Source organism: Caballeronia sordidicola, assembly GCF_000729995.1.
Taxonomy (GTDB): domain Bacteria; phylum Pseudomonadota; class Gammaproteobacteria; order Burkholderiales; family Burkholderiaceae; genus Caballeronia; species Caballeronia sordidicola_A.
Genome location: NZ_JNFG01000210.1, coordinates 1 through 24,403 on the forward strand (window position 1 = coordinate 1; position 24,403 = coordinate 24,403).

At 61.7% G+C, this 24,403-nt stretch carries 17 protein-coding genes; 12 read left to right on the top strand and 5 right to left on the bottom strand.

Going from position 1 to position 24,403, the window contains the following annotated elements:
* Positions 1 to 9: 9 nt before the first annotated feature.
* Both FH08_RS0144230 and FH08_RS52820 read right to left on the bottom strand, forming a co-directional pair.
* Positions 10 to 1,863: an FUSC family protein gene (locus FH08_RS0144230; protein ID WP_160172563.1), complete on the bottom strand. Its 1,854-nt coding sequence runs from the start codon at positions 1,861 to 1,863 to the stop codon at positions 10 to 12.
* Positions 1,864 to 2,071: 208 nt separating this feature from the next.
* Complete coding sequence (locus FH08_RS52820; RefSeq protein ID WP_031364513.1) at positions 2,072 to 2,509, bottom strand: hypothetical protein; 438 nt, start codon at positions 2,507 to 2,509, stop codon at positions 2,072 to 2,074.
* 915 nt (positions 2,510 to 3,424) lie between these two features.
* On the opposite strand from FH08_RS52820, the gene FH08_RS0144240 reads away from it, so the two are divergent.
* A complete protein-coding gene (locus FH08_RS0144240; protein ID WP_031364514.1) occupies positions 3,425 to 5,530 on the top strand; it encodes a phosphocholine-specific phospholipase C in 2,106 nt (701 codons plus the stop codon).
* 224 nt (positions 5,531 to 5,754) lie between these two features.
* Entirely contained in the window at positions 5,755 to 6,606 is an 852-nt protein-coding gene (locus FH08_RS0144245) for a PA4780 family RIO1-like protein kinase (protein ID WP_031364515.1), read from the top strand.
* Here the strand turns inward: FH08_RS0144245 and FH08_RS0144250 are convergent.
* Complete coding sequence (locus FH08_RS0144250; RefSeq protein ID WP_031364516.1) at positions 6,603 to 7,472, bottom strand: NAD-dependent protein deacetylase; 870 nt, start codon at positions 7,470 to 7,472, stop codon at positions 6,603 to 6,605. The genes FH08_RS0144245 and FH08_RS0144250 overlap by 4 nt on opposite strands.
* A 259-nt stretch (positions 7,473 to 7,731) precedes the next feature.
* Between FH08_RS0144250 and FH08_RS50125 the strand changes: the two genes are divergently transcribed.
* Together FH08_RS50125 and FH08_RS0144260 are read left to right on the top strand one after the other, a co-directional pair.
* Entirely contained in the window at positions 7,732 to 8,097 is a 366-nt protein-coding gene (locus FH08_RS50125) for a helix-turn-helix domain-containing protein (RefSeq protein WP_031364517.1), read from the top strand.
* Positions 8,098 to 8,099: 2 nt separating this feature from the next.
* Positions 8,100 to 9,458, top strand: a complete 1,359-nt coding sequence (locus tag FH08_RS0144260; protein WP_031364518.1) for a type II toxin-antitoxin system HipA family toxin — start codon at positions 8,100 to 8,102, stop codon at positions 9,456 to 9,458.
* Between the two features lie 73 nt (positions 9,459 to 9,531).
* On the opposite strand, the gene FH08_RS0144265 is transcribed toward FH08_RS0144260, so the two are convergent.
* Positions 9,532 to 10,830, bottom strand: a complete 1,299-nt coding sequence (locus FH08_RS0144265) for an MFS transporter (protein ID WP_051888997.1) — start codon at positions 10,828 to 10,830, stop codon at positions 9,532 to 9,534.
* A gap of 107 nt (positions 10,831 to 10,937) precedes the next feature.
* Between FH08_RS0144265 and FH08_RS0144270 the strand changes: the two genes are divergently transcribed.
* From FH08_RS0144270 to FH08_RS0144305, 8 genes are all read left to right on the top strand, one after another.
* Complete coding sequence (locus tag FH08_RS0144270) at positions 10,938 to 11,858, top strand: LysR substrate-binding domain-containing protein (protein ID WP_031364520.1); 921 nt, start codon at positions 10,938 to 10,940, stop codon at positions 11,856 to 11,858.
* A gap of 139 nt (positions 11,859 to 11,997) precedes the next feature.
* On the top strand, positions 11,998 to 13,533 hold the full coding sequence (locus tag FH08_RS0144275; RefSeq protein WP_031364521.1) for an FAD-dependent oxidoreductase: 1,536 nt from the start codon (positions 11,998 to 12,000) through the stop codon (positions 13,531 to 13,533).
* Positions 13,534 to 13,675: 142 nt separating this feature from the next.
* Positions 13,676 to 14,059: a DUF3175 domain-containing protein gene (locus FH08_RS0144280; RefSeq protein WP_031364522.1), complete on the top strand. Its 384-nt coding sequence runs from the start codon at positions 13,676 to 13,678 to the stop codon at positions 14,057 to 14,059.
* A 115-nt stretch (positions 14,060 to 14,174) separates the two neighbouring features.
* Positions 14,175 to 14,360 carry a hypothetical protein gene (locus tag FH08_RS0144285; RefSeq protein WP_031364523.1) on the top strand — a complete coding sequence of 62 codons (186 nt, stop codon included), beginning with the start codon at positions 14,175 to 14,177 and terminating at the stop codon, positions 14,358 to 14,360.
* Positions 14,361 to 14,451: 91 nt separating this feature from the next.
* Positions 14,452 to 15,741, top strand: a complete 1,290-nt coding sequence (locus tag FH08_RS0144290) for a PQQ-dependent sugar dehydrogenase (RefSeq protein WP_051889002.1) — start codon at positions 14,452 to 14,454, stop codon at positions 15,739 to 15,741.
* 29 nt (positions 15,742 to 15,770) lie between these two features.
* Complete coding sequence (locus FH08_RS0144295) at positions 15,771 to 16,211, top strand: hypothetical protein (RefSeq protein WP_235210701.1); 441 nt, start codon at positions 15,771 to 15,773, stop codon at positions 16,209 to 16,211.
* Between the two features lie 192 nt (positions 16,212 to 16,403).
* Positions 16,404 to 18,791, top strand: coding sequence for a phosphoketolase (locus tag FH08_RS0144300; RefSeq protein ID WP_031364526.1), 2,388 nt, complete (start codon positions 16,404 to 16,406; stop codon positions 18,789 to 18,791).
* Positions 18,792 to 18,795: 4 nt separating this feature from the next.
* Positions 18,796 to 19,929, top strand: a complete 1,134-nt coding sequence (locus FH08_RS0144305; protein WP_031364527.1) for an acetate/propionate family kinase — start codon at positions 18,796 to 18,798, stop codon at positions 19,927 to 19,929.
* Between the two features lie 27 nt (positions 19,930 to 19,956).
* On the opposite strand, the gene FH08_RS0144310 is transcribed toward FH08_RS0144305, so the two are convergent.
* A complete protein-coding gene (locus FH08_RS0144310) occupies positions 19,957 to 24,171 on the bottom strand; it encodes a CheR family methyltransferase (protein ID WP_152603081.1) in 4,215 nt (1,404 codons plus the stop codon).
* Between the last annotated feature and the right edge of the window lie 232 nt (positions 24,172 to 24,403).

The window sequence follows — 24,403 nt, forward strand, 5'->3', positions numbered from 1 at the left end:
CCTTAACCGCTAACGCGCAGCAACAACCTCCCCGGCGAGCGCCGCGTCCGAGCCCCGGGTGTTGCGCCCGGACCGCGCAGCAAACAACACCATTGCTCCGGCGAGGCGTGCGCGGGCTTCATCGGTTGCCGCAACGGCTGCGCCGCGTGCCGTCTCACGCGCCGTCTCACTCGCCAACTCACGCGCCGCTTGCACGCACGCGAACAGCGACCCGACGGCAAGTTCCATCTGCGTGTTCCATGCGAACACGCGCTGCGTCTGCAACGGCCGCAATGCGACTCGCAACTCGTGCCAACGCCGGTCGAGCGCTCGCATGGCCGTAAGCGGATGGAGCCCGGGTACATCAACGCTCGTATTGCAAACGCGCAAGACCTCGTCGAGCGCATCAAGCACGCCGGTCACCTTGACATCGACGTGATGAGACGTGCGCAGCGGCATCATCAATACCGCTACGGCTATCGACACAACACAGCCAACGAACACTTCCTCCACGCGCATCTCGATCAGCGGTCCAATAGCGAAGCCCAACTCGCCATAGATAAGCCCGACCAGCACGGTGATGAAAAACACGCCCTGCCCATACAAGGTCAGGATGAAGTATGCCCAGCCGAACACGCACGCGGCCATCGCGGCAACCAGCAACCATGGCGTGCCATGAAGCGCGCCCACGAGCGCTGCACTGACGGCCACGCCTGCGAGCGTGCCAAGCACGCGCTCGCCGGTCTTGCGGATCGTGTCGCCGCGCGAACGTGTGCCGAGGAACACCACGAAGGTCGTGATGACGGCCCAGAACCATCGCTCCGGCGACACCGAATGGCCGATCAGCATGGCGATCAACGCGGCCGTCGTCGCGCGGCAGGCGGGTAGCCAGGAAAGCGCATCGCGCCAAACAAGCGCTGCGCCGGTTGTCAGCTTCACACCGCGCTTCACACCGGTTTTCGCGGCGCGTGCGGTCGATGCCACCGCGTCACGGCCCGCACGCGACAAACGTCGGAGGGCAACCGTCAAGCGCACATCGCTTCGATCAAGCCGGCTCGAATCCACCGCATGCTGACCCGCCGCGACCTCGACATCGATCAGGCACGCCCGCAGTCGCTGCGCGCCCGGGAGATCGAGCAGGCCAAGCTGCTCTTCAACAGCAAGCGCCGCTTCGTTTAACAGCGACAAATGACGCATGGCGTTGGGCTCATCAGCACGGCGGTCGGCAAGTACGGTCGTGGCTCGCTGCATCACCGCGGACAGCGCGCGACGCAACGTGAGCTCGGGCCGGGTCGGCACCAGCACGCGACCGGTGAACGCCACGCAAGCAAGCGCGACCGTCGACAACCCGAGCATCGCGAACACGTGCGCGAGCGCCGGATGGAGATAAAGCCCTAGGTAGAACGAAACAACTGCCGTCATCGCGCCGCCAAGCGCACGCGGTCCACATGCCTGTACAAGCATCGCCGCGAACAGTACGGCAAGGAATGCCGCGTCCGCTACGAGCGGCCAGGCCGCCAGCGTGCTCGCTGCGATCAGGCTCGCAGACCCCGCGCCATAGATAACAGCAAGTGAACGGAACCAGCCACGCGGCGAGGCATCACGGAGAAATAGCGGCGCGACCATCGCGAACAGCAACGCGAACGCGGCGAGCGTCGGCGGCTGATGCGTGTGAACGGTCCAGCCGATCGTCACTACGCCCGTCAGCACGCAGGCAATCGCACTGCGAAGCGCGGTGTGAAAACGCAGCAGGCCGGGATCGGCGCCGAGCAGACGGGTCAGCAGACGAGATGAAGGGGAGACAACGCCACGGGCGATGGACCGGTGATCGCGTGCGCGGTGCAAACCTCGCGCGAGTGAGCATAGGGATGCTGCAATGGACATGTGTAATACCCGGGACAAGTGTCGGTCACGGCTTATGGCCAGTTCCGATACGACGAGTCCGCCACGCGGCGAACCCTCCTGTTTGGTGCGCCAGGCAAAACGCTGGACCGGGATCACCGGACCAGCGCAATGCATGCGGCGCACGCGAAACGAATTACCGCCTCGCGTATACCCGCATATTACCGTGTCAAAATTCCTGGACCGGGGTTTACCCGATTTGCGTCGGTCGCCGCATTTCATTGACGGCGCCGCACGCCTCCGCCACGACTTGCGCCAGCTCGGCAAGCTGGGTTTCAGCGGTCGACGTTGCCTCGCCCAGCGACAGGACCGCGGCTTCGAGGTCCTCGGCAGCGCCTTCGTTATCGGAGAAAAACTTGAGCGGCAAGGCCGCAAGCGCTTCGGCATTCGCCGACGCCTGGTCGGTCAGCGCACACAGCCGCACCAGGTTCTCGCACAAGGATTCGAGGGCGTCGGCCGCATAGCGGCAAAGGGCGGCGTCGCTTGCGGGATCCTGGGCCACCCCGTTCAGCGTGGCTTGCGACTTCTCGACCTCACGTGCGAGCACGTAGCTCCGGTCACGTGCAGCGGCAAGGCGCACCGCGTAGTCGCTTAGTTGCAAGACCCGCTGCGCCGTATCGGTGAACATCGTGTTCTCCTGTTTCGTCCGGTCGGCCAGATGCGTTTTGGATCAATTGAATCTGGCGCGACCGGACCGCAACAATGTTGTTATGGTCCGGCCGGCGTTCCTCGTCGAGCACGCAGGAGTCGCCGTTGCGGGACTTCGGATCACAGCCAGTGACAGTCGATAGCTGCCCCTGCTCCCCTCTTTACGGCATGCAAATCGTGAGCTTTAACGAATTCTTCACAACCATGTGGTTTTCCGTGGCGGCGGCATGGACAAACCGTGGGTGGTGTCACGACGACCGGTAAATGTTATTAACCGGCGGCTAACCCTCTTCCTCTCGACTAACAATTCTTTCTTTAATTAAACATATTAATTACGATTTAATTACGATAAGGAGGTTATTTCGATTATTTAATAATTCCTACACGTGTAATTTCTATCCTCTGGCTTGCCGTTTCCCGACGCCATTCGCACGCGCATGGCGCCCCGTCGCGCAAATACGCAAACCGTCCAGAGGACGCTTGTGCTCAGCAGATTACTTAATACCGGTTGGCTATGCGCCGCCGTGCTCGTGTGCACGATGCTCACCGCATGCGGGGACCATGATCAACCCGCGGCGTCCACTTCATCGCCGGAGCAGTCCGCAGTTTCGTTGTCTTCATCACCCGCTTTTTCCGCTTCTTCCTCTCCTTCCGCTTCTTCTATTCAGCAAACCGATGCATCTGCTTCAGCGGGATCGTCGGACATACAGCGCTGGGCTTTGCAGCAGACCCAGCCGGCAACAGCGACGTCCAGTGTTACCCAAGCCTCCCCGCTCGCCGCCGCTTCCGAGCCCTTGTTGCCGCCGGTTATCCACGACGCCGAGTGACACAAGGGCGACAACTAAAGCGGCCGGCGAGCCTGTTCTTGCCTTCCCCCCACGACCGACAGAGACCCATGAACTTAAAAAGCCGACGTGACTTTCTCAAGGCTGCCGCACAGGCAGCCGGTTCCGCCACCGCACTAGGTATCGTGCCGGCCGGCATCCGCAATGCACTCGCCATCCCCGCCAATAATCAGCACGGCAGCATCAAGGACGTCGAGCATATCGTCGTGCTGATGCAGGAAAACCGCTCTTTCGATCACTACTTCGGCACGCTCCAGGGCGTGCGCGGTTTTGGAGACACCCGCGCCGTGCAACTTCCCAACGGCCAACCCGTGTTCAACCAGCCCATTGCTGCGGGACTCGGCGAAGTGCTGCCGTTCCGCCCGAGCGCGCCTGATCTCGGCAACCAGTTCATCCAGGATCTGCCGCACGACTGGACCACGGGCAAGGGTGCTTACGACCAGGGCCGTTACGATCAGTGGGTGCCCTACAAAGGCACGACCACGATGGCGTATCTGACGCGCCAGGACATTCCGTTTCACTACCAGCTCGCCGACGCCTTCACCATTTGCGACGCGTATCACTGCTCGATCAACTCATCGACGGACCCGAACCGCTATTACATGTGGACCGGCTGGGTGGGCAACGACGGCAACGGCGGCGGCCCGGTGATCGACAATGCCGAACTCGGTTATAGCTGGTCGTCGTATCCGGAAGTGCTCGAGAGTGCGAACATCTCGTGGAAGATCTATCAGGACATCGGCACCGGGCTCGATGCTAACGGCTCGTGGGGCTGGACCAGCGACGCGTACATCGGCAACTATGGTGACAATGCGCTGCTCTACCTGAATCAGTATCGCAATGCGCAGCCAGGCAGTCCGCTGTATGAGAAGGCGCGCACCGGCACGAACGCGGCAGCCGGCGACGGTTATTTCGACATCCTCAAGCGCGACGTGCAGAACAACGCGTTGCCGCAGGTCTCGTGGATTGTTGCGCCCGAAGCGTTCTCCGAGCATCCGAACTGGCCGGCCAACTATGGCGCGTGGTACGTCGATCAGGTGCTGCAGATCCTGACGTCGAATCCGGAGGTATGGAGCAAGACGGTGCTGCTGATCAACTACGACGAAAATGATGGCTTCTTCGATCACGTCGTGCCGCCGTTCCCGCCTTCTTCCGCTGCGAACGGCAAATCCACGGTCAGCACCGTCAATGAGATCTTCCCGGGCAGCAGCAGCTATCAGGCGGGTCCCTACGGCCTTGGAACACGGGTGCCGATGCTGGTTGTCTCGCCCTGGTCGAAAGGCGGTTACGTGTGCTCGGAACTGTTCGACCATACCTCGGTGATTCAATTTATCGAAAAGCGTTTTGGTTCACGTGCAAACGTTACAGAATCGAACATCACGCCGTGGCGCCGGGCGATCTGCGGCGACTTGACGTCCGCATTCAATTTCAAGAACCCGAACGCCGCATTGCCGAGCTTGCCGGACACGAGCGGCTACGCCCCCACGCAACAGATTCGTCATCCTGACTATGTGCCTGTGCCGCCTGCCGTCCAGGCCGTGCCGAAACAGGAACCCGGCGTGCGTCCCGCTCGCGCGTTGCCCTATGAGTTCTTCGTTCACGCCCACACGAATACGGGCAAGGGCGTGACCTTCGACTTCATCAATACCGGCAATGCCGGCGCGACCTTCCTTGTGTACACGGCCAACAGCCAGACCGCGCCGAGCTGCTATACCGTTGAAGCCGACAAACGCCTGCAGGATCAATTCCCGCTGAGCGCCACCAATACCTACGACTTCATCGTGTACGGTCCGAACGGCTTCCTGCGCCGTTTTACCGGCACGGCGGTCCAGCAGCACTGGTGGAATGACAAGCAGGCGCTGCCGGAAGTCGCCGAGGGTTACGACGTCGCCAACGGCAACCTGCAATTGCGCCTGAAGAACCTGGGCACAACGAGCTGCCAGTTCAAGGTGGCGAACGCTTATGCGCCCGGTACGGTCATTACGCGCCAGGTGCGTGGTGGCGACACCGAAAGCCTTTATCTCGACCTGCGCGCGTCGTATGGCTGGTATGACCTGAGCATCACCACCGCTTCAGACGCCACTTTCGTCCGGCGTCTTGCAGGACATGTGGAAACCGGCAATAGCAGCATGTCTGACCCGGCACTTGGAAGCTGAAACCTGAGCTAATAATAAAACGCCGCTGCGAGTCAAGCTCGCAGCGGCGTTTTTCTATTCAGCAGACAACGGGGCTTCAGGTACCCGGGTAACGACCCGCGCATCCACTTCTGCGCGGGCAAATCCGCGTTGCCTCTATAATCCGCCATGATTCCAATTTCCTCCCTCCCCGCCTGCCACCCCCTTCGCGCCTTACGCGAAGCCCTTCCCTATGCGGTGGCCGTATGAAAACCCCCAAAAGGCTGCTGCCGCTGCTGGAAGAGGGTCTGATCGACGAAGTGATCGGCCAGTTGATGAGCGGCAAGGAAGCAACCGTCTATGTCGTGCGCAGCGGCGACTCAACCCGTTGCGCGAAGGTCTATAAAGACGCGAAGCAGCGCAGCTTCCGGCAAGCGGCTTCGTACCGCGAAGGCCGCACGGTGAAAAACAGCCGGCAAGCGCGCGCGATGGAGAAAGGCACGCGCTACGGCCGCCAGATGCAGGAAGAAGCGTGGCAGAACGCCGAGGTCGACGCACTGTTCCGGCTCGCCAATGCCGGCGTGCGTGTGCCGCAACCGTACATCTGCACGGATGGCGTGTTGCTGATGGAACTGGTGGTAGACGCCCAGGGCGACGTCGCGCCGCGTCTGAATGACGTGGACATGAGCCATGCGCGCGCGCTCGAGCTGCATGAACTATTGCTGAGTGAAGTCGTGCGCATGTTGTGCGCCGGCATGATTCACGGCGATTTGTCCGAATACAACATCCTGCTGGCCGCCGACGGTCCGGTGATCATCGACTTGCCGCAGGCCGTGGATGCCGCCGGCAATAACGAAGCGGCAGCCATGCTGCAACGTGACGTCGATAACCTCGCGACCTACTTCGGCCAGTTCGCGCCGGAATTGCTGAAGGCGAGCTACGGCAAGGAAATGTGGGCGCTGTATGAGGCGGGTTTGCTCACTATCGATACGAAGCTTACCGGTCACGTGGAAGTGGACACCACGCCGGTGGATCTCGAAGCTGTGATGCAGGAAATCGAGGACATCCGGCTTGAGGAGGAAGCGCGGGTGAGACGCGAGCAGGAGCTCGATAGCTAAGCGCTTCTGTCCAGTTGCTGCTCCAGTTCGCTCGCCAGCACATCGAGCGTCGGCCCGCACGGCGCTTCGACCTTCAGTTGTAATAGCGCGTCGGCGCGCGTCTTCCCAAGATTGATCGCCGCGATCGGCTTGCCAGCACGTGCCGCCCACTCGCAAAAGCGAAAACCCGAATACACCATCAGCGACGAACCGAGCACGAGCATGGCATCTGCCTGCTCGAGCGCGGCAGCCGCCGCGTCCACGCGGGTCCTCGGCACGCCCTCACCGAAAAACACCACGTCAGGCTTGAGCAAACCGCCGCAACGCGTACAAGACGGCGGGTGGAAAGCATCGAAGTCATAGCCTTCGAGCTGCGCATCGCCGTCCGCCACCGGCAACGCAGCCAAGCCGACGAAGCCCGGGTTATCGGCAATAAGCCTCTGCTGGAGCGCTGCGCGTGAGGTCTCATCGCCACACCCCATACACCGCACCCGGCCGATATTGCCGTGCAACTCGATCACGTCCGTATTGCCCGCGCTTGAATGCAGCCCATCGACGTTTTGCGTGACAAGCCTTTCGAACAAACCCAGGCGCTCGAGCCGGGCAACCGCGAGATGCGCGGCATTCGGTGCGGCACCCGCGACCAATGGCCAGCCGATCATGCTGCGTGCCCAATAGCGTTTGCGCGAAAACTCCGAGCCCATAAAGTCTTTCAGCAAAATAGGCGCTCGACCGGTACGCTGCCCTTCAGTATCCCGGTAACAAGGTATTCCGGATTCCGTACTAATTCCAGCACCAGACAAAACGAACAGCCGCGGATGCCGTTCGACGAAATCGAAAAGTGGGTTTGAAAGCGTTCGAGACGCGTAGTCCGGAAGATTTTTCATCTTCGCAATAGTAGCGGCAACACGCTTTTTCTGCTGGAGCGCGGGAAACGGTCTGGCAACGCGCGACGGGTTCACGCAACGCGCGGCGGCGGGTTTGCAAGACAGGTCGATTCGCGCAGTCTATATACAGTTTTTAACCTGTAAATTCACTATACAGCTTTTAAGCTGTATCTTCAAAATACAATTTTTAGACTGTATTTGTAAAACACAACTTTTAACCTGTAGAATGTAGGTAGAGTGACTTTTCCCGAGGTATTCCTTGGACTACCGAATCAAGGCCATAAGCCAGTTGCAGCCCATTCTCAAAGGCTATCGTCGGGCCGCCGGCCTGACTCAGGCAGCACTTTCAGAGAAGCTTGGCATCACGCAACAAAGTTACGCTCAACTCGAGGCAAATCCCGCCTCCGCGAGCGTGGAGCGGCTTTTCCGAGTGCTGCGGGTTTTGCACGTGGATCTGGTCTTGAGCGACGACGCCCCCGAAGCCGGCGAGCACCCGCCGCTTTTCCTGGCCGAACCGGAAATTCCGTACAACAACCCTGCCACGCAAAAACCGCGTGCCGCCCCGCGCAAGCAGCCTAAACCGGCCGCGAGAAAGCAGGGTGCATTGAAGAAAGAGAACTGGTAGGCATGACCCGGATATCACGCACGCAAAGACTCAACGTCTGGATGAATGGCATCCCCGTCGGCATTTGGGAAAACGTCCGAGGTCGCGAATCTTTTTCCTATTTCACCGACTGGCTTGGCGACCCCCAAGGCCGCCCATTGTCGCTGTCGTTACCGTTTCGCCCTGGCAACCTGCCGTACACAGGCCACGTGGTCACGGACTTCTTCGACAACCTCCTGCCCGACAGTGTCGCCATTCGTAGACGTCTTGCGGCCCGTTACAAGCTTCGCGACACCACTCCGTTCCTGCTCCTTAGCGCGCTCGGCCGGGACTGTGTGGGTGCATTGCAATTGTTGCCCGACGACGAAGAGCCCTCCGGCCTGTTCCAGATCGCCGGAACACCCCTCACCAGCGCCGCTATTGCGCAGATCCTGCGCAATACGACAGCGGCCACCTCGCTCGTGCGCGACGAACACAACGCAGACCTACGGCTCTCTATTGCCGGTGCGCAGGAAAAGACCGCGCTGCTCCACCACGAAGGTCGCTGGTTGTTGCCCACGGACAGCACACCCACCAGCCACATTCTGAAGCTGCCGCTCGGCAAGGTCGGCAACATGCAGGCGGATATGCGCACGTCAGTGGAAAACGAGTGGTTATGCGCCCAGATCGTGGCAGGGTACGGACTGCCGGTCGCGCACACGGCAATCGAATCGTTCGATGGTGTCAAGGTGCTATCCGTTGAGCGCTTCGATCGACGCATGGCAAGCGACGGCAGTTGGATCATCCGGCTGCCGCAAGAAGATTTCTGCCAGGCGACAGGCACGCCGCCGGCATTGAAATATCAAATGGATGGCGGCCCCGGCATCGGCACGATCATGGATTTTCTGTCCGGTTCGATTGAAGCGGAGCGTGACCGGCAGAACTTCTTCAAGACGCAGATCGTGTTCTGGCTGCTTGCCGCCACCGATGGTCACGCTAAGAATTTCAGCCTCGCGTTGCTGCCGCGCGGAGACTATCGGTCTACGCCGCTCTACGACATTTTGTCAGCGCATCCAATCCTTGGTTCGGGCGCGAACAAACTCGCGCCGCAGAAAGCGAAGCTTGCGATGGCCGTGCGCGGCAGTTCGAACCACTATTCAATCATGCAGATCCAACGTCGGCACTGGATCAGCCAAGGCCGCCAAACAGGACTGAGCCCGGCGAGCGTGGAGCAAATGATAGGGGAACTGATCGAGACCACCGACACGAATCTTGATCGTGTCGCATCGCGGTTGCCGACGGACTTTCCCGCTGACGTCGCCGACGCCATTTTCAAAGGCATTCGCAAACAATGTAAAAAACTTGCAGCGATGCCGGCCAATGCCGATACGCAAACAGCGTGAAGCGAAGCCCGTAGACATCAGAGAACGCGTTAAACCGCCCTTTCCGAATTGACCCAGCCCGCGACCAAACCTGTCACGACACCCGCGCCACGAGCGTCACCGGCTTCACCGGTTTCGGAAACAGCGGATAAGCAACCAGCGCACAGACAGCCGCAACGAGCCAGACCACGCCCCACGATCCGATCGCGAGCAAATGCGGTATGCACACCGGCGTCAGGAACAAGCCGAGATATACGCCGGTATTGACCATCCCGAGCGCGGTGCCCGCGCGATCCTTGCCGGCCAGCGTCGCGAGTTCGGTGTAGGCCACGCCGTGCCACGCGGACACGCAGATTCCGGCGAACGCGATCAGCACCATCAGCAACGCCTCCGGCAACCGGTGACCCGACGCCACCGCAGCGCCCAGCACCACGAACGACGCCACCGCGACCAGCGTCGACGCGCGCAAATACGAACGCCGGTTGCCGCGTTTATCGGTGAAACGGCCGCTCGCGACCCGCATGATCATTGCGCCGAGCTGGACGGTGACCATCGTCGCGGTAATGCCCGCTATGCCGACGTGCCCGAAGTCATGCAGAAACACGGTGGCGAAAGTCAGCACCGCGAACTGCGGAACGCACAAAATGCCGATGCCCGCCACGACACGCCAGATCATCCTGTCATGCAGCGGACTAACTACAGCCGCGGGTGGCACAGGCGAACTCGCATTCGAACCGGCATGCGCTTCGACAGGCGCCTCCGGCGGCTCGTGCAGCCAGAACCAGGCGAGCACGCCCGAGACTGCGCACATGACCGCCAGCACCCCGTAGACCGGGCGGAATCCTCCGGTAGATGCAAGCCAGGGCAGCACCAACGCGCCCAGCCCGCCGCCAAGCGGCACGGCGGTCTGGCGAATGCTCATCGCCAGACCGCGTTCGCCTTCCTGGAACCAGCGCATGACCGCACGCCCGCTGGATCCGTTCACGCTCCCGCCGACCAGACCGACCAGGCCCATCGACATCACGAGCCACAACAAGCCCGGAACAGCCGCATGCGACGGCACGACAAACAGCATCATCGCGAGCAACGCGGCAGCGGTTGCGGCCAAACCCGTCAGCAGGATCGGCCGGTCACCCCAACGGTCGGTCGCCACGCCCCACGGCAACTCCGTGAGCGCGACGCCCAGCCCCATGGCCCCCAGCGCCAGCCCGAGCGCGGCGTTGCCGAGGTGATAATCCGCGCGCAGCCAGACGGCGGTCGTGGGAATGCCCGCGGCGGCAGCCGAAAAGCTGACGTTCGCGGCCACGCCGACGCCCAGCACCTTCCATCGGTGCGACGCGCCCAGATTGCGGTGCACCGCTGCCGGCAAGGGGATTGCACATTGAGTTGCCATGTTTTTTTCTCTTGAAAGCCGTCGATGAACCCAGTGTCGCGGTTTATCATCATCCTGAATATCAAGTAATATTGAATCGATAATTCGACAAAACAGGACGATCAACCATGTCGCAGACCAATTTCGATGTCGCTTCGCTGCGGACCTTCGTGGTCGGCATGGAGCTGGGAAGCTTCGCGAAGGCGGCGGACCGCGTCGGACGCTCGACCTCGGCCGTCAGCGCGCAGATCAAGAAACTGGAGGAGCAGTCGGGCGCGCCGCTGTTCAAGAAGGCCGGGCGCAATCTCGCGCTGACCGAGGCGGGCGAAACCATGCTGCGGTTCGCCCGCAGGCTCATCGATCTCAACGACGAAGCAGCCGTCGCCGTGCGCGGCCCCGACCTGGAAGGATGGATCAGGCTCGGGCTGCAGGAGGATTTTGGCGAAGTCATGTTGCCCGACGTCCTGGGACGCTTCTCGCGCGCGCATCCGAAAGTGCGGATCGAGGCACGGGTCGCGCGCAATACGGAACTGCTCGGCCGGATCGATTCGAATGATCTCGACCTTGCCCTGATCTGGGACGACGCGGTCTCGTTGGCCCATGAACTCCCCGGCAGCGACCGGCACGAGATGATCGCCGAGCCTGCGATGTGCTGGATCGGTTCATCGACCTTGCCGTGGAATCCTGATCCGGCAGAACCGCTGCCGCTGGTCGCGTTCGATCGCGCGTGCCTGTTCTTCAGCGCGGCCACCGATGCGCTCGATCGCGCGAATATCCGTTGGCGCGTAGCGTTCACGAGTCCGAGCCTCTCCGGCCTGTGGGCCGCCGCTGCGGCAGGCCTTGGGCTTACCGTGCGCACGCGCTATGGCTTGCCCGCTTCCGTCAGCGCATTCGAGGGCCGGGATCTGGGATTACCCGGGCTGCCCTCGCTGCCGTTGTCACTCGTGCTTGCGTCGGCTACACCCAAGCCGCCAGTGCAGCAACTCGCGGCGCTCATTCTTCAATCCGTACGCGGCGGGTCGGCGTCGCTGGGCCGGATCGCAGCGTGAGCGGCGTTTTTGCGGCGCTACGTTACGGGATTTGCAGGAAAGAGAAAGTCGAAGGTCATTTATAAGTCATTCACGCATCGCCCAAGCTCGACGGCCCGCTTTTTGCTGAAAGCTGAAGAACGACTGACGGGAGTGCGAGATGGCCGGTTCCATGCAGCAAGCAGCAAGATTCGACGATCTTCGAGAGGACCGCGGCACGCGCGTGAGCATCGCCGATACCCCCATCCTGCTGGTCCGCCAAGGCGACCAGGTCCATGCGTTTTCAGCCGATTGCCCGCATGCCGGGGCGCCGCTCGAGGAGGGCGCAATCTGCAATGGACGCATTGTTTGTCCGTGGCATAAAGGGACGTTCGCCGTTGCCGATGGCAGCCTGATCGAGCCGCCGCCGCTGACCGGTTTGAAACGCTATCCGGTAGCCATTGAAAACGGCAACGTTCTGGTGTCACCGCACGAGCAAACCGGACCCGTGCACACGCCGGGCGCTGACACACGCACGATGGTCGTGATCGGTGCGGGCGCAGCGGGCGCGGCCGCCTGCGCCGCGCTGCGCGAAGCCGGCTTCGATGGCCGTCTCGTGCTGATCGGACCCGAACACGGCATGCCCTACGATCGCACGGCGCTCAGCAAGTTCGTGCTTGCCGGCGATATGCCGCCCGAGAAGATCCCCCCGCTGTTGCCCGATGATTTCCTGTCGACGCAGCGCATTGAACGGGTTGAAGCGCACGTCGAGAAACTCGATGCCGGTACGAAGCAAATCGACCTGTCCAACAAACTCACGCTGAATTACGACGCCGCGCTGATCTGCACAGGTGGAATCCCCAAGCGAATGGATGTGCCAGGTTCAAACTTGCCCGGCGTTTTCCTGCTGCGCTCGAGAGACGATGCCTCCACGATTCTCGCGTCGCTCGAAGGCGCAAGGCAAGCGCTGATCGTGGGGGCGAGTTTCATCGGGCTGGAGGTGGCTTCATCGTTGAGAAAGCGAGGAATGGACGTCACCGTTATCGCGCCGGGAAAGGTGCCGCTTCGCTCGCAATTCGGCGATGAATTAGGGCGGATGTTTCAACGCCTGCACGAGAAAAACGGCGTGGTCTTTCGCATGCAGTCCAAGGTCGCAGCGTTCCTGGGCGATGATGTCGTGAGCTCAGCGCAGCTCGATAATGGCGAAAAATTGCCGGCGGATGCGGTGATCATCGGCACCGGCGTGCGCCCTGCTACCGACTTCCTGCAGGGCGTCGAACTGGCGGACGACGGCGGCGTTCCCGTGGATTCATCGATGCGTGCCGCGCCCGGCCTTTACGCCGCCGGCGACATCGCGCAATTTCCCCTGCCGCGCTCGGACCAAACCCTCCGCATAGAACATTGGCGCGTCGCCCAACAACACGCGCGTGTCGCCGCGCTGAACATGGCCGGCGGCGACGAGCATTACACGGGCGTGCCGTATTTCTGGACCTATCACTTCGGCAAGCGCTTCGAATATCTCGGCCATGCGAGCGAGCACGACGACGTGGTGATCGACGGTGATCTCGATGCTCAGGCGTTCATCGCCTATCTGCTGAAGGATGGCCAGGTTGCAGCGGCCGTGGCATGTGAGCGCGAGGCGCCTGCCGCGCGGTTGGCAGAAGCCATGCGTTCTAGCTTGACGCTCGCACAAGCGCGCAGCGCCGCCGCCGGTTAATGCAGTCATCGTATGCGCTTCGAGCCCCCGATGCCGGGACGCACGAGAGTGCTTATCGCGCGATCGTCGAGGCTTTCAAACACGCCTGTCGATCGATTGAAGATTGATTGAAAAACAGACTAAATAACCCGGGAGAGACGACATGGCGACCGCATCGAAGAGCAGCACGAGCAGCAATGGCAAGCGCAAGACCACGCAGCAAAAACATGCGCGCGCAAAGCCGAAATCAAAGCAGCGTTCAAGCGGCTCGAACACCGGGCGCTGGTCGCATCACGTGATGGAAACGAGCGATGCAATGGACATCGAGCACGAGATTTTCAAGGAAGGCAGCGCGCAGGAGATCGCCGATTCGCTGAAGAAATCATCTACGCGCAGCAGCCGGCGCAAAGGCACGCCGTTCCAGTCCGCCATGTCGATGCTGAACTTCTACATCAATCGCGCCGGCCGAAACTTGCCGAAATCACGTCGGACCATCCTTGATAGCGCCAAGAAGCGCCTGCGCGAAGCGTTCGGCCGCAAGCCGTGATGGTTGCGTGAACGCGTAAGTGGAACGCGCCTTGCTACCGCACTTAAGGCGCACTGGCTCCAGGCACGCCCAGGCGATAAGTATTGCCATATTGCCGGTCACCCAAAGAGGCGCCATGCCCGATAACACCAAACTGATTCCCGGGGACGAAGCTCCGCCCGGCACGCCTGGAACTGGCGAGAATCTTTGTCCCGCACGCGACGGCTCGGGAAAGCAGGACAGCCAGAAGTGCGAACAGTGCACCGGCACCGGCACCGGCACCGGCACCGGCAAAATGATCGAGGGCATTGGCGGTGCTTGATTACCTTGCCAGCCGCGCGTTTTGCTTCCCCCGCCGGAGAGCGCTCAAGGCGATCGCGACAGCGACCGTGTGCGCGGTGAGCTTTAGCGGTATCGCGTTGCTGGACGGTTGCGCGAACGCATCAGACAACACGGCGATCGGTTATGGCCCGAATCCCACGCTGCCTCCCCCGCAAACCACGCTGATTCCCACGCTCAACGTAGCACCCGCGAAACCCTGGCCCGAAGGCACGATGCCCACGGCCGCAGCGGGCTTCAGCGTAGCGGCATTTGCCAAGGGACTCGATCATCCACGCTGGCTCACCACACTGCCCAACGGGGACGTGCTTGTGGCAGAAAGCAATGCGCCCGCCGTACACGATTCGAAGAGCGGCATCAAAGGCTGGATCACGAAACTATTTCAAAAACGCGCAGGCGCAGCCACGGCGAGCCCGGATCGCATCATCCTGCTTCGCGACAGCAACCATGACGGCGTAGCAGACCAGCGCTACGTGTTCATCGACAAGCTGCATTCCCCGTTCGGCATGGTGCTGGTTGGCGACGATCTCTACGTGGCGAACACGGATGCCATACTGCATTTCAAGTACCACACGGGCGACACGTCGATTACCGGGCCGGGCGAAAAACTCATCGATCTGCCGGCAGGACCTATCGATCATCACTGGACCAAGAACCTGATCGCGAGCCGCGACGGCAAACTGCTTTACGCGACGGTCGGGTCGAACAGCAACGCGGGTGAGAACGGGATCGAGGCGGAAACAGGACGCGCGTCGATCATGGAAATCGATCGGGCAACGGGCCAATCGCGCATCTTCGCATCGGGCTTGCGCAATCCTAATGGCATGTCATGGAACCCCGAAAGCGGTGCGCTTTGGACCGTGGTCAACGAGCGTGACGAACTGGGTAACGACCTTGTTCCCGACTATATGACAGCAGTGAAAGATGGCGCTTTCTACGGTTTTCCCTACAGTTATTACGGCCAGCACGTCGATACCCGCGTGAAGCCACAGAATCCCGAGATGGTCGCCAAGGCGATATCGCCGGACTACGCGCTGGGGTCGCATACTGCTCCGCTGGGCTTCACGTTTTACGACGCCACCCTGTTCCCCGCGAAGTATCGCAATGGTGCGTTCATCGGTCAGCATGGCTCGTGGAATCGCAAGCCGCGCAGCGGCTACAAGGTGATTTTCGTGCCGTTTTCCGGGGGAAAGCCGTCGGGACCGCCTGAAGACATCCTCACCGGATTCCTCTCGCCGGACGGCGACGCACGGGGACGCCCGGTCGGCGTGACGCTCGACCGTGATGGCGCGCTGCTGGTTGCCGACGACGTGGGCAACGCGGTCTGGCGCGTCAAGCCGTCTTCGACTCCCTCGCAAAACTGATGGCAAAACGTGCCGCCCCAGCGAACGGATTGTTCGCCGCCGCCGAAGCCACGCTGATCGGTCTCTATGACAGCGGCGTGCTTTCTCCGGCGGTGCTACAACGTGTCATAGCGGGTTTTGCAAACAGCGCGATCGACTGGAACACCCCGCCGCAACTTCTAACTGTCGATAATAAGTCGCTGCATGAAGTGGTCGCCATGACCATGATGCCTGGACGAACCATCCGCCAGGCATCGAAGGAATTTTTCGCGGTGATCGGACATATTGGTGGTATCGGTGCTGAAAAGCATGACGAACCTGGGGAAGCCGATGAAGCGCCCGGCGACGAACCCGACAGCGACCTGATCAACCAGTTATCCGGCGGCAGTGGCAGGAAAAGAGCCGCTAAAACCGCGCGCAAGACAGCACCGTCAGCCGGTTTCAACCCGCTCCTGCATGCTAGCTCCCCGCGAAAAAACCGCCAGTCATAGCCTTGCCATTGATCCATGTCATGGTCGTGACTGACCGGAAACCCGCCGCACGCGGCACAATACAGAATGCCTTAGCGCCTGAATGCCTTAGCAAGAGCGACCCGCGAGAGTAACCCGCAAGAGCGCCCCGCAAGAGTGACCCGCCGGATCGAGTGACACCGCCCTCCAACCAACGGATACAACGGACACGATATGGACACACAGGCAACTCCCCGCTCCCTCCCCCTTTCCCCCGACGAATTGCGCAAGATCGACGCGTACTGGCGCGCCTGCAATTATCTGTCGGTAGGCATGATCTATTTACGCGCCAACCCGCTCCTGCGCGAACCGCTCAAGGCGGAGCACATCAAGCAGCGCCTGCTTGGACATTGGGGTTCGGACCCCGGTCAGTCGTTCACCTGGGTGCACCTGAACCGCCTGATCATGAAGGACGACCTGAACGTCATGTATGTCTCGGGGCCGGGGCATGGCGCGCCCGCAACCTTGTCGAACTCGTACCTGGAAGGGTATTACTCCGAGGTCTATCCGGATCGCAGCGCCGACGAAACCGGCATGCTGCGCCTGTTCCGCGCGTTCTCGTCGCCCGGTGGCATCGGTTCGCATTGCACCCCTGAAACGCCGGGGTCAATACACGAAGGCGGTGAGCTGGGTTACAGCCTCTCGCACGGCTTCGGGGCGGCATTCGATAACCCTGACCTGATCGTGGCGGTGATGGTGGGTGACGGCGAAGCCGAGACGGGTCCGCTCGCCACCTCGTGGCATTCGAACAAATTCCTGAACCCGGTGGTGGACGGCGCCGTGCTGCCCATCCTGCACTTGAATGGCTACAAGATCGCGAACCCGACCATCCTCGCGCGCATTCCGCAAGAAGAACTCGAAGCGCTGATGACCGGGTACGGATACAAACCGCACTTTGTCTCGGGCAACGATCCCGCCGTCATGCATCAACTGATGGCCGAGACGCTGGAGACTTGCATCGGCGAGATTCGCGCGATCCAGGCGCATGCGCGTTCGACCGGCGACACCACGCGTCCGCGCTGGCCAATGATCGTCCTGCGCTCACCGAAAGGCTGGACCGGTCCGAAGGAAGTCGACGGTCACAAGGTCGAAGATTTCTGGCGCGCGCACCAGGTGCCGGTGCTCGATCCGGTGACCAACGCGAAGAGCCTGAAGATCGTGGAAGCGTGGATGCGCAGCTACAAACCCGAAGAACTCTTCGACGAAAACGGCACGCTGATTGAAGAGCTTCGTGAGATCGCGCCGAAGGGCGAGCGCCGCATCAGCGCGAATCCGCACGCGAACGGCGGCCGGCTGAGGCGCTCGCTGGACCTGCCTGACATCCGCGACTACGCGTTCGGCGTGGACGATCCCGCCGGCACGTACCAGTCGCCCACGGCAGTGCTTGCAATCTGGCTGCGCGATGTAATCAAGCGCAACATGAGCAGCTTCAAGCTGTTCGGTCCCGATGAAACCGCCAGCAACAAACTCGATGGCGTATTTGAAGCGTCGGGCAAACGCTGGATCGCCGAGATCAAGCCGGAAGACAGCGACGGCGGTGCGTTATCGCCTGACGGCCGCGTGATGGAAATGCTCAGCGAGCACACGCTGGAAGGATGGTTCGAAGGTTACGTGCTGACAGGCCGGCATGGTTTGCTGGCGACCTACGAAGCGTTCGTGCATGTGATTGACTCCATGTTCAACCAGCACGCCAAGTGGCTGGAAAAGGCGAAGAGCGAACTCGACTGGCGCGCACCGGTGCCGTCAGTGAACTTGTTGATTACCTCGCTCGTATGGCGTCAGGATCACAATGGATTCACCCACCAGGACCCGGGTTTCCTCGATGTCGTCACGAACAAGAGCCCCGAAGTCGTGCGCATTTACCTGCCGCCCGATGCGAACTGCCTGCTGAGCGTGATGGATCATTGCCTGCGTTCGCGCGACTACATCAACGTGATTGTTGCGGACAAGCAGCCGCACTTGCAGTACCTCGACATGGAAGCGGCGCTTGCGCATTGCACCAAGGGTATCGGCATCTGGGACTGGGCATCGACGGACCAGAACAGCGAACCGGACGTGGTGATGGCCTCTGCCGGTGACATTGCCACCATGGAATCGCTCGCCGCCGTCGAGATACTGAAGGAACATTTCCCCGACCTCAAGATCCGCTTCGTCAACGTGGTTGACCTGTTCAGGCTGATGCCCGACACCGATCATCCGCACGGTTTGTCCGGTCGCGATTTCGATTCCATTTTCTCGCGCGAGAAGCCGGTCATCTTCAACTTCCACTCGTATCCGTCGCTCGTTCACAAGCTCACGTATAACCGCACGAATCACGAAAACATGCATGTGCATGGTTATAGAGAGCGCGGCAACATCAATACGCCGTTCGAGTTGGCGATCATCAACCAGGTCGACCGCTTTTCATTGTGTATTGATGTGATCGATCGTGTGCCGCGGCTTCGCGATACCGGCGCTCACACGAAGAATTGGCTCAAGGACCAGATCAACGCGAGCATTACCTACGCCCACGCGGAAGGTATTGACCGCGATGAAATCCGCAACTGGGTCTGGAAAGGCTGAGACCATGACCCTGGGTATTTTGGTTCTGAACAGCGGTTCGTCGTCGCTTAAATTCGGCGTTTATCTACCGGGCAAATCGCCCGGTATCAACCCCGACAGCGGCGACGAAATTCCGTGGCTGACCGGCAGCGCGAAGGGCATCGGCCGCGATGATGGCTCGCTGACCATGCGTTCATCGGATGGTGCGATCGATGTCACGCAAAACCACGTGATGGAGTCGCAGCACGATGCGTTGCAGCGCGTGGCCGACGCGCTGCATGCGCATCTCGACCAGCCGCTGGCCGCGGTGGGGCATCGGGTAGTGCATGGCGGTCCGCACCTGACCGACCATGCGCTCATCACGCCCGAGGTGAAACAGACCTTGCGCGATGCGGTGCAATTTGCGCCGTTGCATCTGCCGCAGGCGCTGGAACTGCTCGATCTGGCACAGCAGATTTTCAACGACGTGCCGCATTTCGCCTGCCTCGACACCGCGTTCCACCGGACCATGCCCGCGCGAGCCACTCACCTCGCGCTGCCGAAACACTACGCTGACGAAGGGGTGGTGCGCTATGGCTTCCACGGCCTGTCCTATGAGTCGATCGTCGCATCGCTGGGCAACGACCTTCCGGCGCGCCTGGTGGTCGCGCATCTGGGCAGCGGCGCAAGCCTGTGCGCCATTCGCGATGGCCGCTCAATCGATACAAGCATGGGCCTCACGCCAACGGGTGGCATTCCCATGGGAACCCGCACCGGTGACCTCGACCCTGGCGTGCTGGTCTATCTGATGCGGACCGGAACGCTTGACGCTGATGCACTCGAACACCTGATCAATCACGAAAGCGGCCTCAAGGGTCTCTCCGATTCGAACGATGACATGCAGGCGCTTCTGCAACGCAGCGACGCGGACGCGGAGCTTGCCATCGATATCTTCTGTACTGCTGTGCGCAAGACCATCGGCGCGTATGCCGCATTGATGGGCGGTCTCGACCGCGTGGTGTTCACCGGCGGTATAGGCGAGCACGCCGCGAGCGTGCGTGAACGCATTTGCGAAGGACTCGAATTTCTCGATGTTCAGTTCGACGTGATCGAGACGCAGGAAGAGCGGCAGATTGCGCGTCACTGCCGCGCGCTGCTTAGGCGGCAAGCAGCCGGCTGAATTGATCCACGTCGTAAAGCAACCCCGTCAGCCATGCTCATGCGTGCCCCCGCCATGCGCGCCGCGCCAGAAGAACACCTGATCGGCGGCGCCAATCAGCGCCTCAAGGGAGACGGGCTTGGTCAGCGTCAGGTCGAAGCCCGACGTGCGTGCGCGCTGGTCGTCGGCGCCCGTCGAATAGCCTGTCAACGCAATGGCCGGCAACTGGGCCAGGCGGGGATTCGCCCGTACCCGGCCCATGAGATCGTAGCCGTCCACGCCGGGCATGCTGATGTCGCAGAGCAGCAGGTCCACGGGGTTACGTTCGAGCAGCGCAAGCGCGTCCTCGCCGTCGTGGGCGGTCGCGACCAGCGCACCTTCGAGTTCCAGCAAGGCCGCAAATGCGCTCGCGGTTTCGGAGTCGTCATCGACGACCAGCATGCGCACGCCCGCCAGCGTTCCACTGCGCTCCGGCGACGCATGCTTGCCCGCAGGATGACCGTCGACCAGCGGCAGCCAGACGCTCATCCGCGTGCCGCGTCCCGGCCCGTCCGAATGCGCGAGCACGCTTCCCGCATGCATCTCCACGAGTTGCTTGACCAGCGCGAGGCCGATGCCCATGCCGCCGCCGGTCTTGCGGCGAACTTCGCTGCTCTGGGAGAACATCTCGAAGACATGTTGCAACAGCGGCGCGTCAATCCCCGGCCCGGTATCCGTGACATCGATTCGCAACTCGTCCTGCTCGCATGTAAGGCGAACAGAAACCGAGCCGCCGCGCGGCGTAAATTTCAACGCGTTGCTAAGCAGGTTCCACACGATCTGGTCGAAGCGTACAGGGTCGACCTTGGTCCAGACCGGCTCGTCCAGACCCTCGAACGACAGCGCGATGCCCCGTGATGCCGCGTCCGGCTCGATTGCATTGGCGATGGTTCGCAACATGGCTGCGACATCGCCCATCGCCAGGTTCAACGCCAACTTGCCGGTACGCACGCGCGACAGGTCCAGCAAGTCGTCAATGATCTTCGCCTGCCCGAGCACGGCGCGCTGGATCGCGTCCGCCGCGAGCTGGATCGCCGGCACACCACGCGCCTCGGGAATCCGCGGCAACATTTCCGCTTTCACATGAATCAGGTTGAGCGGGTGCTTCAGTTCATGCGACAGCACGGCCAGGAAGTCATCCCTGATCCGGTTCGCCGCCTCCGCCTGCGCCCTCACCGCACGTTCCTCCGCCAGATGCGACTGACGCGCGTCTTCCTGGCTCTTCCGCTCCGTGAGGTCTCTCGCGATCTTCGCGTAGCCCGTGAACTTGGGATCGGACATCGGCGTCACCACGCCGCTGCAATACACCTTGCGTCCGCCCTTTGCGACATGCCAGCGATCGTCATCGGCGCGGCCGTCGCGTTGCGCGGTGCCGCGTTCATGCGCCGCCATGTGCGCTGCCTGATCCTCCGCCGTAAAGATCACGTCGACGTTCTGCCCGACCGCTTCCTCTGCCGTATAACCGAAGACGCGCTCGGCGCCGGCATTCCAGCTGACGATGCGGCCTTCGGGGTCCTGCACGATGATCGCGAAGTCGTTCGTCGTCTGCGCCGCGAGTCTCAGGCGCTCCTCGCCCGCCCGCACGTTCGCCTCCGCGCGATGGCGCGCCGTGGTTTCAACGAGACTCAGCACTGCGCCGTCAATCCGGTCGTCCGCCGTCCGGTAGGGCAGCACGCGCGCGAAGAACCAGCGTCCGTCGGACGTGGCGACTTCGCGCTCGGTCAGGCGCAAGGACTGGAACGTCGCACTCACGTCGTCCGCCAGTTCGGGATAAGCCAGCCGGTGCGTGATGTCGAACAATGAGCGCCCGACATCCGCGTCGATCAGGTTGAACACCGTAGCCGCGCCCGGCGTATAGCGTTTGATGCACATCGCGCGATCGACGAAAATGGTGGCGATGTCCGTTGAGGTGATCAGGTTCTGCAGGTCGTCATTGGCCTTGCCCGTCTCGTCCATCTTCGCCTGCAGTTCAGCGTTGACCGTGATGAGTTCCTCGTTCACCGACTGCAACTCTTCCTTGCTGGTTTCGAGTTCCTCCGTTGCCGATCTCAACTCTTCGTTGATCGCCTGCAATTCTTCATTGGACGCCTTCAGCTCTTCCATCGATGTCTCGTACTGCTCGATCGTGGTCTGCAGTTGTTCCTTGCTCGCGTGCAGCTCCTGTTCGAGTTGCTGCATCACGGTGTCATTGCCCGCCTGATACGCCACTGCGGCCTTGTCTTCCGTCATTGCCTCCTGGACCTCGTCGAACAGGACGAGGAGGAAGTCGGCGTCGGCGGCGGCGTCATGGAACGGGCGCACAGTCATGTTGACGTATGAAGAAAGACCGTTGCGCTGCAGCTTGACGCGCCGGGCCTCCACGCTATTGCCCGTCTGCGCGGCCTGGAACAACGCGGTACGCAGGTCGAGCCGCAGCTCGGGCAGCACGACGGCAATCATGTTGCTCGACGGTTCGCCGCCGACATACCGCAGGAAACGTCCTGCGTTGTCCGACATATGCACGATCTTCGAATCGCGGTTCACGATCACACTGGGTGGCGCATATTGCTCGAGCACGCGCTGGTGTAACGCACTGAACGAGAAATTGCGGCGCCCCGGGAGCAGCGCGGACGCCGCCTCTTCGTCATGCGTAAAGCGCCCTTGGCTCAGCAGCGAAGGCGCGCCCAGCGTCGGGCGGTTCGGCAGCTTCGCCGCCTTCGCCGCCTTCGCCCGGTATATGCGGTTCTTCTTGTCGACCACGCTGAACAGCTCTTCAACCGAGTCTGCCGACTCCGACGTGCCGAGGAACAGGTACCCGTTGGGGTACAACGCGTAGTGGAACATCTCCAGCACCTGGTTCTGCACGCCGCGGTCGAGATAGATCAGGAGGTTGCGGCAGGAAACCAGGTCGAGCCGCGAGAACGGAGGGTCCCGCAGCACGTTGTGCATGGCGAACAGGATCTTCTCGCGCACGCTTTTCACCACCTCGTAGCGAGAGTCGGTCTTGACGAAAAATTGCCGCAGCACTGCGGGGCGAACGTCGGTCATGATCGACTCGGGATACAGTCCCGCCCGTGCGCGCGCGACGGCGCTTTCGTCGATGTCGGTGGCGAACAGCTGGATATTGGCCGAGGAATGCAACGCGTCGCGCTGCTCGCACAGGAGCATGGCAAGCGAATACGCTTCCTCGCCCGACGAGCATCCCGCGACCCACGCGCGAACCTGATCGCCGTCGGCCTTGCTTTGGAACAAGGCTGGCAGCACAGCGCGCTCGAGCGACTCGAACGCTTCCCTATCGCGGAAAAAACTGGTCACGCCGATCAGCATGTCCTTGAGCAAGGCCGCCGTTTCACGCGGGTTGTCCCGCAGCAGGTCGCGGTAGGCAATGAGGTCCGGCACGCCGTTGACTTGCAGGCGCCGCTCGATCCGGCGCAGCATGGTCGCACGCTTGTAGAAGCGGAAGTCGTGGCCGGTGCGGGTGCGCAACGTCGCCAAAATGGCTTGCAACGCAAGTTCGGCCTCGCCCCGGTTGTCAGCGCGGATGTCGGCGCGGATGTCGGAACGGTTTTCGGAATGGTCGTCCGGACCGGGCGTAGTCGGTTCCAGTTCGGGCAGCGCGATACGCTTGGCGTTGTTCCATATGTCGAGCAGCCGTTGCGGCATCTCCACCACGGGCAGCACCAGGTCGACCTGGTCCGTCAGGATGGCGTTCTGCGGCATCTCGGCGTACTCGGCGTCGTTGGGCTCCTGAGCGAGCGTCACGCCGCCCTTCTCCTTCACGCTGGCAATGCCGACCGAACCGTCGCTGCCGGTGCCGGACATCACGATGCACATTGCGCGCTGACTATGCGCATCCGCCAGGCTCCGGAAAAAACGGTCGATAGTGACCGGCCGGCCCACCGTGGGCTCAGCGTTGCGTGCGTTCAGGAAACCGTCCGCCATCGTCAGGCTCGTGCCCGGTGCGATGACGTATACGTGGTTCGCTTCGATTCGTGTCGGCCCGCTGACTTGCAACACGCTCATGCGGGTCACGTTCTGCAGCACCTTGTCCGCGCTGCTGACATGCTTCGCCGACAAGTGCAGAACCACGACAAACGCCATGCCCATGTCGGACGGCGCGTTCTCGAAGAAGCGCAACAGCGCCTGGACGCCCCCTGCGGACGCGCCGATTCCGACAACAGGAAAATCCAGCGAGCTTGGGTGATGAGCCGCGCCTGGCCCGTCGTCTCCCGCCGGCGCCGCAATTGATGTTGTAGTTTCGCTCACTCGAGGGGCCTCGGTTCGGGGTGCCTTGACGGATTAAAGATACCACCACGCGTTCGAACGAACGCGCTTTCCAGCGCCCGGGGTGAAGCGCTGCGCAGTATAGGCGCGCCTGGACTGCACGCGGGCGTCCGATCATGCGGCTTTTATCTGCGGACGCACAGGCGGCGCACATTATATTCACGCTGCATTTCTTGCGGACCTGCGGGCGCTT

Bases quoted from the DNA above. Each gene is read 5' to 3' on its own strand.
- FH08_RS0144305 (WP_031364527.1), top strand. From the start codon at position 18,796: ATGACCCTGGGTATTTTGGTTCTGAACAGCGGTTCGTCGTCGCTTAAA.
- FH08_RS52820 (WP_031364513.1), bottom strand. From the start codon at position 2,509: ATGTTCACCGATACGGCGCAGCGGGTCTTGCAACTAAGCGACTACGCG.
- FH08_RS0144285 (WP_031364523.1), top strand. From the start codon at position 14,175: ATGCCCGATAACACCAAACTGATTCCCGGGGACGAAGCTCCGCCCGGC.
- FH08_RS0144265 (WP_051888997.1), bottom strand. From the start codon at position 10,830: ATGGCAACTCAATGTGCAATCCCCTTGCCGGCAGCGGTGCACCGCAAT.
- FH08_RS0144230 (WP_160172563.1), bottom strand. From the start codon at position 1,863: ATGTCCATTGCAGCATCCCTATGCTCACTCGCGCGAGGTTTGCACCGC.
- FH08_RS0144270 (WP_031364520.1), top strand. From the start codon at position 10,938: ATGTCGCAGACCAATTTCGATGTCGCTTCGCTGCGGACCTTCGTGGTC.
- FH08_RS0144280 (WP_031364522.1), top strand. From the start codon at position 13,676: ATGGCGACCGCATCGAAGAGCAGCACGAGCAGCAATGGCAAGCGCAAG.
- FH08_RS0144245 (WP_031364515.1), top strand. From the start codon at position 5,755: ATGAAAACCCCCAAAAGGCTGCTGCCGCTGCTGGAAGAGGGTCTGATC.
- FH08_RS0144300 (WP_031364526.1), top strand. From the start codon at position 16,404: ATGGACACACAGGCAACTCCCCGCTCCCTCCCCCTTTCCCCCGACGAA.
- FH08_RS0144260 (WP_031364518.1), top strand. From the start codon at position 8,100: ATGACCCGGATATCACGCACGCAAAGACTCAACGTCTGGATGAATGGC.
- FH08_RS0144240 (WP_031364514.1), top strand. From the start codon at position 3,425: ATGAACTTAAAAAGCCGACGTGACTTTCTCAAGGCTGCCGCACAGGCA.
- FH08_RS0144275 (WP_031364521.1), top strand. From the start codon at position 11,998: ATGGCCGGTTCCATGCAGCAAGCAGCAAGATTCGACGATCTTCGAGAG.
- FH08_RS0144250 (WP_031364516.1), bottom strand. From the start codon at position 7,472: ATGAAAAATCTTCCGGACTACGCGTCTCGAACGCTTTCAAACCCACTT.